Origin of the sequence: Stutzerimonas stutzeri (assembly GCF_013522825.1) — a bacterium.
In the GTDB taxonomy this organism is placed as follows: domain Bacteria; phylum Pseudomonadota; class Gammaproteobacteria; order Pseudomonadales; family Pseudomonadaceae; genus Stutzerimonas; species Stutzerimonas stutzeri_AK.
Window position 1 is genome coordinate 105,360 of record NZ_JAAMQZ010000016.1, and the last position, 9,341, is coordinate 114,700.

General features: G+C 61.1%; 8 protein-coding genes and 2 pseudogenes. 4 read left to right on the forward strand and 6 right to left on the reverse strand.

The annotated features are described in order from the left end of the window. Positions 1–113 precede the first annotated feature (113 nt). On the forward strand, positions 114–1,409 hold the full coding sequence (gene phoR / locus G7020_RS12195) for a phosphate regulon sensor histidine kinase PhoR (protein ID WP_181084749.1): 1,296 nt from the start codon (positions 114–116) through the stop codon (positions 1,407–1,409). A 93-nt stretch (positions 1,410–1,502) separates the two neighbouring features. Then, the gene (locus G7020_RS12200; protein WP_181084751.1) at positions 1,503–2,843 is read left to right on the forward strand and encodes a hemolysin family protein; all 1,341 of its coding nucleotides are present in this window, start codon (positions 1,503–1,505) and stop codon (positions 2,841–2,843) included. Positions 2,844–3,068: 225 nt separating this feature from the next. Here the strand turns inward: G7020_RS12200 and G7020_RS12205 are convergent, their stop codons facing one another. Together G7020_RS12205 and G7020_RS12210 are read right to left on the reverse strand one after the other, a co-directional pair. Then, on the reverse strand, positions 3,069–3,965 hold the full coding sequence (locus G7020_RS12205) for a peptidoglycan DD-metalloendopeptidase family protein (RefSeq protein ID WP_181084753.1): 897 nt from the start codon (positions 3,963–3,965) through the stop codon (positions 3,069–3,071). Between the two features lie 182 nt (positions 3,966–4,147). Continuing rightward, positions 4,148–5,068 (reverse strand): response regulator, encoded by a 921-nt coding sequence (locus G7020_RS12210; RefSeq protein WP_181084755.1) that lies wholly within the window; start codon positions 5,066–5,068, stop codon positions 4,148–4,150. A gap of 175 nt (positions 5,069–5,243) precedes the next feature. On the opposite strand from G7020_RS12210, the gene G7020_RS12215 reads away from it, so the two are divergent. Then, positions 5,244–6,029 carry a universal stress protein gene (locus G7020_RS12215; protein WP_181084757.1) on the forward strand — a complete coding sequence of 262 codons (786 nt, stop codon included), beginning with the start codon at positions 5,244–5,246 and terminating at the stop codon, positions 6,027–6,029. A gap of 6 nt (positions 6,030–6,035) precedes the next feature. On the opposite strand, the gene G7020_RS12220 is transcribed toward G7020_RS12215, so the two are convergent. Continuing rightward, on the reverse strand, positions 6,036–6,815 hold the full coding sequence (locus G7020_RS12220; RefSeq protein ID WP_181084759.1) for a ParA family protein: 780 nt from the start codon (positions 6,813–6,815) through the stop codon (positions 6,036–6,038). 93 nt (positions 6,816–6,908) lie between these two features. Continuing rightward, positions 6,909–7,187, reverse strand: a pseudogene (thyA, locus tag G7020_RS12225) (thymidylate synthase); the annotation flags it as partial. A 307-nt stretch (positions 7,188–7,494) separates the two neighbouring features. Between thyA and G7020_RS12230 the strand changes: the two are divergent. Further along, positions 7,495–8,553: a hypothetical protein gene (locus tag G7020_RS12230; RefSeq protein WP_069552305.1), complete on the forward strand. Its 1,059-nt coding sequence runs from the start codon at positions 7,495–7,497 to the stop codon at positions 8,551–8,553. Positions 8,554–8,634: 81 nt separating this feature from the next. Here G7020_RS12230 and G7020_RS12235 read toward each other — a convergent pair whose 3' ends face one another. Further along, a complete protein-coding gene (locus G7020_RS12235) occupies positions 8,635–9,168 on the reverse strand; it encodes a hypothetical protein (protein WP_181084761.1) in 534 nt (177 codons plus the stop codon). A gap of 54 nt (positions 9,169–9,222) precedes the next feature. Beyond that, positions 9,223–9,341: pseudogene (locus tag G7020_RS12240) on the reverse strand (IS30 family transposase); the annotation flags it as partial.

Here is a 9,341-nt window from a genome sequence, read left to right on the forward strand (position 1 = left end):
ACACCGCAACCGCCTGGGTTTTCAAGAGCATTGAAGATGATCCCGATCAGGCGGCCACAATACGCAGACAGCATTCAACAGTCCGATATCCGGGCGGCCAAGGAGTGTGAGCAGTGAACCAAGACTGGCAAGGCGCCCTGGTGCGCCGCCTGCTTCTGCTGTTGGCCGGCTGCCTGCTGATCGGGCTGATCACGGGCGAGTACGCCTGGGCGCTGGTGCTGGGCCTGGGTGGCTACCTCGCCTGGACGTTGCAGCAGATGCGCCGCCTGCAACAGTGGCTCAAGCGCGAGCAGCCGGACAAACCGCCACCGGACAGCCACGGAATCTGGGGCGATATCTTCGACAACCTGTACAAGTTGCAACGCCGCGACCTGCAGCTGCGCGGACAGCTGCAGTCGGTGATCGACCGCGTGCAAGGCTCTACCACCGCCCTGAAAGACGCGGTGATCATGCTCGACAGCGACGCCAATCTGGAGTGGTGGAATCCGGCCGCCGAGCGCCTGCTGGGCCTGAAAAAACCGCAGGATAGCGGCCATCCGGTGACCAACCTGGTTCGCCACCCCAGCTTCAAGGAATATTTCGACAGCGGTCGCCATGAGGAACCACTGGAGCTTTCCTCGCCGGTCAATGACCGCCTCTGGCTGCAGATCACCATTACCCGCTATGGCAACAGCGAATACCTGATGGTAGGACGTGATATCACCCGCTTGCACCAGCTGGAACAGATGCGCAAGGATTTCGTCGCCAATGTGTCCCACGAACTGCGCACCCCGCTGACGGTGATCGCCGGCTATCTGGAAACCATGCTCGAGCACAGCGAAGAAAACAGCCCGCGCTGGACACGTGCGCTGCGGCAGATGAATCAGCAGGCCGATCGCATGCAGCACCTGCTCAACGACCTGCTGCTGCTGGCCAAACTGGAAGCCACCGACCCTCCCGCAAGCGCCAGGCCCGTCAATGTGGCGGCTCTGCTGGAGTCGATCCGCAACGATGCCCTGGCCCTGTCAGCCGAGCAGCAGCACACCATCAGCCTCGACGCGGACGCCACGCTGGCACTGCGCGGCAGCGATTCGGAATTACGCAGCGCCTTCTCCAACCTGCTGTTCAATGCGGTGAAATACAGTCCCCCGGGCGGGCGGATTCACCTGCGCTGGTGGCAGGACGAATACGGCGCGCACCTGGCCGTGGAGGACTCGGGCATCGGCATCGAACCCAAGCATCTGCCGCGCCTGACCGAACGTTTCTACCGGGTCGACTCCAGCCGCGCCAGCAGCACCGGCGGCACCGGTCTCGGCCTGGCCATCGTCAAGCACGTGCTGCTGCGTCATCAGGGCCGCCTGGATATCGACAGCACGCCCGGCAAGGGCAGCACCTTTACCTGCAGCTTCCCACGCGCGCGGACGGTGTGAGCCGCAGAGCACCGGCGCCTCGTGCGACCTGCCTCTTGAAAAGTTGGCCTGCGAGCCCCATTGTGCTGCGATCATCAGCTACCCGAAACCTTCATGGACCCCTCCCCCGCGTATAACGACCCCTCTTATTTCGCCGATTTCGGCCTGATTCTCTTTGCCCTGTTCCTGGTCCTGCTCAACGGATTCTTCGTTGCCGCAGAGTTCGCCATGGTCAAGCTGCGCGCGACCAAGGTCGAGGCCATTGCCAGCCAGCACGGCTGGCGCGGGCATATCCTGCGCAAGGTGCACAACCAGCTGGACGCCTATCTGTCCGCCTGCCAGCTGGGCATCACCCTGGCTTCGCTGGGTCTGGGCTGGGTTGGCGAGCCGGCCTTCGCCCACCTGCTGGAGCCGCTGCTGGCGATGCTCGGCATCGACTCCCCGGTCCTGCTCCACGGCATCGCCTTCTTCACCGCCTTCTTCATCATTTCCTACCTGCATATCGTGGTCGGCGAGCTGGCGCCCAAGTCGTGGGCGATCCGCAAACCCGAGCTGCTGTCGCTCTGGACGGCGGTGCCGCTGTACCTGTTCTACTGGCTGATGTACCCGGCGATCTACCTGCTCAACGCCAGCGCCAATGCCATCCTGCGCATCGCCGGCCAGGGCGAGCCCGGCGGCAATTACGAGCACCACTACAGCCGCGAAGAGCTGAAGCTGATCCTGCACTCCAACCGCGCCCTGGACCCGACCAACGCGCATATCCAGGTACTCGCTTCGGCGGTCGAGATGAGCGAACTGGAAGTGGCCGACTGGGCCAACTCGCGCGAAGACCTGCTGCAGCTGGAGCATGACGCGCCGCTGGCTCATATCCTCGACGTGATCCGCTTTCACAAGTACAGCCGCTATCCGGTCTACGACCGCGAGCAGGGCGAATACACCGGCCTGCTGCACATCAAGGACCTGCTGCTGGCGCTGGCCAGCGACGACAAGCTGGCCGAAAACTTCCAGCTCGACGAGTTGCTGCGTCCGCTGGAGCGCGTTTCCCGCCACCTGCCCCTGAGCGACCTGCTGGAGCAGTTCCGCCAGGGCGGCGCGCATTTCGTGCTGGTCGAGGAAGGCGATCACAAGGTAGTGGGCTTCCTCACCATGGAAGACGTGCTGGAGGTGCTGGTCGGCGACATTCAGGACGAACACCGCAAGACCGAACGCGGCATCCTCACCTACCAGCCGGGCAAGCTGCTGGTACGCGGCGACACCCCGCTGTTCAAGGTCGAGCGCCTGCTCCACGTCGATCTCGATCATATCGAAGCCGATACCCTGGCCGGCCTGATCTACGAAACCCTCAAGCGTGTGCCCGATGAAAACGAAGAGCTGCAGGTCGAAGGGCTGCGGATCGTCATCAAGAAAATGCGCGGCCCGAAGATCATTCTGGCCAAGGTGCTCAGGCAGGCTTAAGGCTGGAGGCTGGAGGCTGGAGGCTGGAGGCTGGAGGCTGGAGGCTGGAGGCTGGAGGCTGGACAGGCTACGGGGGTGTGCCGGATTCCCGTCAAGCTTGTCCTCTGGTTTCACCTCCGCTCGTCGGGTCGGTGAAGCGTGACCCGACCTACGGCTGAACAGAATCGCTCCGCTTTTTCGTCCAGCCTTCCAGCCTCAAGCGCTTTTATCGGCTTTTCTCGGCCTTTATTCCCCACCCACGGCGAAATTCGGCAGGCTGCCCACCGGTCGGGAGAACTCGAAGGGAATCGACTCGACCGTCAGGCCGACGTTGCGCTGAACCACGAAGTGCAGATGCGGGCCGGTGCTGTTGCCGGTGTTGCCCGAGCGGGCGAGGCTGCTGCCGGCGCTGACGCGCTGGCCTTCGCGCACCGCCACCGAGCCCTTCATCAGGTGCAGATAGACGCCCATGGTGCCGTCGTCATGCAGGATGCGCACGAAGTTGCCTGCGGGATTGTTGCCGCGCCCGCTCTGCTCGTTCTCCACCCGTACCACCATGCCGCCACGCGCCACCACGATGGGCGTGCCCTCGGGCATGGCGATATCCACCGCATAGCGGCCCTTGGGCGTGAAATGGCTGTACTGGCCGTTGGCGCCCTGGGTCAGACGGAAGGGTCCGCCGCGCCAGGGAAGCGGATACTTGTAGGGTTTGGGCAGCAGACGCGGATCACCCAGCGCGTGCCGCAGCCTGGGCGTGTATTTCAGCGGGCGGGACGGATCACGCGGCGCGAGCGTCGCCAGACGAATCTGGCTGCGTGGCGGCAGTACCCAGCGAATCGGTTTGTCCGGCACTCCGAGTGCATTCTGCACGCCATCGAACTTCAGCTCGATGTCCACCGGCGCATAGAGGTCGTTGCGCACCAGCAGGGTTTCGCCGGCGGCATGCTTGCGCGTTTCCAGTTTCACCTGGTTGTCGAGCTTTTCGACCATACGGTCATTGAAGGTGAACACGGCTGCGCCCGGTACGGCCTGGTCGCTGTAGGTGACCACGCCATTGGCATCGGTGTATTTGTAGATCGTCAACGCCGAGACCGGCAGGGCCAGCAAGGACAATCCGAGCAGCGCAAAAATGCGTCCCGACATAACGGCAACTTCATGGTGTGTGCAGAAGCCGCAGACTAGCAGCGCAACTGCCTTCGCGCGAGCTGCCAACCGCCGGGGTGTGAAGCGGATCATCACCGGGATGCGCGGCAATCAACAGGATCCGACGGAAGGTCGCGACCCGGAGCGCAATACACGGCACGTCTTGTGGAGCCTTCCCCGCCTCAGGCGCCGGGTATGAAATGCCGCTGCGCCGTGCCACGGGCGATCAGGCGTGACAGATAGTCAAGTTTCTGCGGGTCGCGATCGACGAAACGGAAGGTCAGCTGCAGCCATTCGCTATCGGGTTTCGGCTCGAACGCGGCCACCGCATGCAGATAGCCGTTGAGCCTAGCCACTTCACCGGCTTCGCCCTGTTCCAGATCGAGCACGGCGCCCTCCAGCACCTGCGGCAGCTTTTCCCCACGCCGGATCACCAGCAATCCTTCCTTGAGGCTCAGTGCCTTGATCACACAGGTGAGCGTGCCTGAAGCCAGGCGCAACTGTCCTTGCCCGCGCCCGCTGGCGGCGGCGGGCTTTTCCATGCGTGGCGCGATGAGCGGCGCGGCAGCAGTCGGCGTCGGGTTTTCCAGCGCGTCTGGAATGCTGGGCGCCGCCGGCCTGAGCACCTCGGCCTTGCCTCCGGTCAGCGCAGCCAGCGAATCGTTGGCAAGGCCCGTGGAGAGAGTGCGTACGGGCGCACTGGCAGCCAGCGCATCGAGCTTGCCGGCCCGCCCCAGCGCCTTGCGCACCTTGCCGGTCAGTTGCTCGTTGGTGAAGGGCTTGCCGATGAAATCGGACACCCCGGACTGGATCGCCTGCACCACGTTTTCCTTGTCACCACGGCTGGTGACCATGATGAATGGCACACTCTTCAGCCGTTCCTGTCCGCGGCACCAGTCCAGCAACTCCAGTCCGGACATCTCGGGCATTTCCCAATCGCAAAGAATCAGGTCGAAACGCTCACGATCGAGCATCTGCTGGGCCTTGCGCCCGTTCACCGCTTCCTCGATGCGGATACCCGGAAAATGACCGCGCAGCCCTTTCTTGACCAGATCACGGATGAAAGGCGCGTCATCCACCACCAGCACACTGACCTTGCTCATCACTCGCTCCTGCTTGAATGAACGCCAGCATAGCGGCAGCCGCCGGTCGAAAAAAGCTCGGCGGCCCGCCGCCGTGCATTTGCGCCTCTGGCAACGGCGCTGCGACGCCGCCACACAGGACAACTACAGGACTGCGCGGCATACTGCTCACCTTCGTTCAGCCCGCGAGGCCAGCATGGTTCAGCACATACTCGTCGCCCACGACCTCAGTCCGGAAGCCGACCTGGCGCTGCGCCGCGCAGCACAACTGGCACGCCAAGGCAATGCACGCCTGAGCCTGCTGCACGTGCTGGATGAGCACGGCGATGAGCGACAGGCCCGCAGCTATCTGCATGCAAGGCTGGAGGAGACGGGGTTCGGCGAGCTGCAACCCTGGATCCGCCGCGGACGCCCCGTGGAGGAAGTCCTCACCCAGGCGACCGGGCTGGAAGCGGACCTGCTGGTGCTCGGCCAGCACCATCGTCAGTCACCCCAGGGTTTCGCCGGCACCACCCTGGAGCGCATCCTGCTGGCCTGCCCGATTCCCCTGCTGCTGGCCGTCGCGCCGGCACAGCCCTACTCCCGCGCCTTGGCCGCACTGGACTACTCGCGTTGCGCCAGCCGCGCCCTGCAGACGGCCTGGCAGTTATTGCCGGTCGCCGCCGAGCTGACCGCGCTGAATATCCACGAAGTGGCTGAAGTGCACAGCCCGGACGCAGACGAGCTGGCGCTGCAGCAGGAGCTGTTCGAGCAACTGATCGGGGACCTGCGTGACGAGCTGGACGACAATGGCGCATTGCTCAAATCGACCCTGCGTCAGGGTGAGCGCAGCAACTGCCTGGACTCGGCCATTGCCGAACTGCAACCGCAACTGCTCGCCCTCGGCGGCCATAGCCGCGGCGAGATGAGCAGCGCACTGCTCGGCAGCCTGACCCGGCAATACCTCGACCAGCCGCCCTGCGACATACTGATCGCACGCTGAAGCGCGCTACGAATCAGGCGCGCCCTCAAGGTATTCATGCAGCTCGACGAACTGCCGGGTCAGCTTGTGGCGTGGGTCGAAATGGATCAACGGCATGCAGGCCTGGTGCGATTCGCGCATCCGCACCGAACTCATCAGATGCACAGGCAGGACCGGAAGCCCCTCGGCCAGCATTTCGTCGATCATCTGCTGCGGCAGCGCTGCCCGTGGTTGCAACTGGTTGACCACGATGCCTTCGACTTGCAAAGCCTCGTTGTGGTCTTCCTGCAGCTCCTCGATCTCCTCGAGCAGGCCGTACAGGGCCTGCCGGGAGAAGCTGTCGCAATCAAAAGGAATCAGGCACCGATCAGCCGCGATAAGCGCAGAAACCGTATAAAAGTTGAGCACTGGCGGCGTATCGATATAGATGCGCTCATAGTCCTCATCAAGGCCGTCCAGGAACTTTCGCAGCTTGTTGATCTTGTGCTTGGCTTCGAGCTTGGGCTGAAGATCCGCCAGTTCGGCGGTGGCGGTAATCAGGTGCAGGTTGTCGAAGCGCGTTTCGATGATCGGCGGACGCGCCTTCTTGCCCGCCGCGCCACCTGCCAGCACCTGCTTGAAGAAATCCGCGATGCCGGTAGGGATATCAACCCCGGTCATCCCGGTGAGGTAATGGCTGGAGTTGGCCTGGGCATCGAGATCGATCAGCAGCGTGCGATAACCCTGTGAGGCGCTGACAGCAGCCAGATTGCAGGCAATGCTGGACTTGCCGACACCCCCCTTCTGATTGAACACGACCCTGCGCATGCCATAGCTCCCTGAAAACGATTCGGTCGAGTCTATAGGGCAAATATGACAACGTGATTAAACCAGCGAGCTTTTGCGACCAAAGTTCAGGAGCTACACCGCTACTGGCGCCTTGATGTGCGGATGCGCCTGATAATCGACCAGCCCGAAATCCTCGAAGCGGAAGGCGAACAGATCCTTCACCTGCGGATTGAGCTTCATCGTCGGCAATGGCAGCGGCTCGCGGGTCAATTGCAGATCGGCCTGCTCCAGGTGGTTGGCGTACAGATGGCAGTCACCGCCGCTCCAGATGAACTCGCCGGGCTCGAGGTCGCAGACCTGCGCCACCATCAGCGTCAACAAGGCATAGCTGGCGATATTGAAGGGCACGCCGAATAGCTTCACCCCCCACTTTTACTGCACATTACGCTGACTTGTAATGCCTTCCAAGCAACTTGGTATATGTGCATTATAGCTTTTGCACATTACCTGCGCAACCCCTAATACTGGATAAACCACCAGTTTTCTAAAGTCCTTTCCAAAGCTCATCTTCTCCTGAAGCCCCCGAAATACGGGGCCTCTAGCCAAGAAATTGACTCATCCTGGCAATGTGCTATCCATGGTGTCGGGGAAATCAATCGCCCTAGGATCAGCTCCAGCGCTTCCGCAGACGCTAAGACGCAAACAGCAGGGAGAATCGATGCGCCTAGATCAGATGCCATACCACTCAATGCCCACCTTGGCAGTTCTTCCGTTCCGGCAATTCCGCATCGGATGGACGTGGCAGCTGCGAGCACTAAAGCTCTTCCCCGAGTCCCAGCTGTCCTGGAAGCGTTACTTCTACGATAACGGCAGTGGCCATGCGAGGGCGGCTGTTTTCGCCTCCTACGAGGAGGCCATGGAAGCGGCAGACGAGTTCAACAGCCGCACCAATGAACTGGTGGCTCAGGCGGTACCAGATCCTGTGCTTCAGAGCTCAACCACCCTGAAAGTCGAGAAAGCACTGACGGCGGCGCGTCGCATCCACGCAGAAGAAGAGCTCATGGAGCGCGAAGCAATCAAGCGAAACGCCCATTTGCCCCGTCCCAACATGCAGGAGCTGAAACTGCACAATACGATGGAAAGCTTGCGACAACCCCTCTACCAGGAGCTTGAGCGCGCTCCTTACCTGGAGATAGTTGCCATCCCGAGATTCAACATGTGCCTTCGTCGTACCGAAGACCAGACGTGGGAACAGATCGGAGCCTTGTCTCCCAAACGCTCGCAGATTTGCCTGCGAGAGGTGACAGCCAAAGGATTCGGTCTTTCGGGAGCAGATCACTGGGGGAGAACGAAAGCACAGATTCGGGCACTGCTTCTTCCCAGAGCCAATCAGCTGCTGCAGTTAGCGAGCGTCAAGCAAATGCTTGCCGAGGCGAGGATGCGCGGCCAGAGAGTAGTGGTCTGCGGTGGCTTCGTGTTCTGGTATGAGGACGACGTGGTGCCACGGTGGGTGCTGAAAAACACGGATGGCGAGTCCAGCAGCGATGAAGGAAACACCTTGTGGTACGAGGGAACGATCTTATCCAAGAACCATGGCCGGATCGTCGTGCTTCCCTATATCAAGGAGAGCGGGGAAAAGGTTCAAGGGCACACAAAGAATGCACCACACGATGGAAAGGCCAAGCCTCGGCACCCTGACCAGTACGTCACCCTTCCTTTTGAGATTCTGGACGGCGACCTCATGATTGGACTATTTGGTGAGCTCCACTATGAGTAATGCACCGACTACTCGGACATGCCATTCACCTAAGGAGAGCAGATGATCACGAAGATCAAAATCCAGGGCTATCGGATCTACTCAAGACTGCTCGAACTGCCGGGCAAGGAAACGAAGCACTGCGTGTAAATTCTCAAGCCCTTGCGGGGAGAAGATGCCCGCGCGTGCTCCCGCTTTATGGTACTGCTCGGCGAGATACAGCCCATACTGATCCTTGCTGGGCAATGTACTCAAGCTCAGCTTGTCTTGGACAATCCTGAGACTGTCCTCACCCACAAGGAACTCCAGCGCTCCGGTCTCATAGGCCGTATCAATATCGGCATAAGTAATGACGAGCCGATCAGGTAGGAGATACTTTTTCCGGTATCGCTCACGCTCTTGTCGACCGGCTTTGTCGTCATCTAGGAGAACGATGAATTTCTCGTCTCGCCCCATCAGAAAGCTGATCAGATTCCCAAGCGCACTCGAACCGACGCCAGGGACGATCGTGAATTTTATCGGGATGTCACACGTGATCGATGCCGTTTTGAAGGCGTAGTAATCCGAGATCCCCTCCAAAATTACGAAAGGGGCTGAGCCGACTATCTCTGGAACGACATATTGCAGCCTCTCCAAGACCGGCTGGAAGTGATACGTCCGGCCCGGAAAATTGTTTATGAACTCCTGAATTCAACACATAAGTGCAACGCTCACCCCTGTATGCACTTCGTACGGCGTCTTCCAGCCCAAGCGCTTGCGCGGGCGTAGATTGATCCTCGCTACTGTCCGATTGACGGCTTCGACGGTCA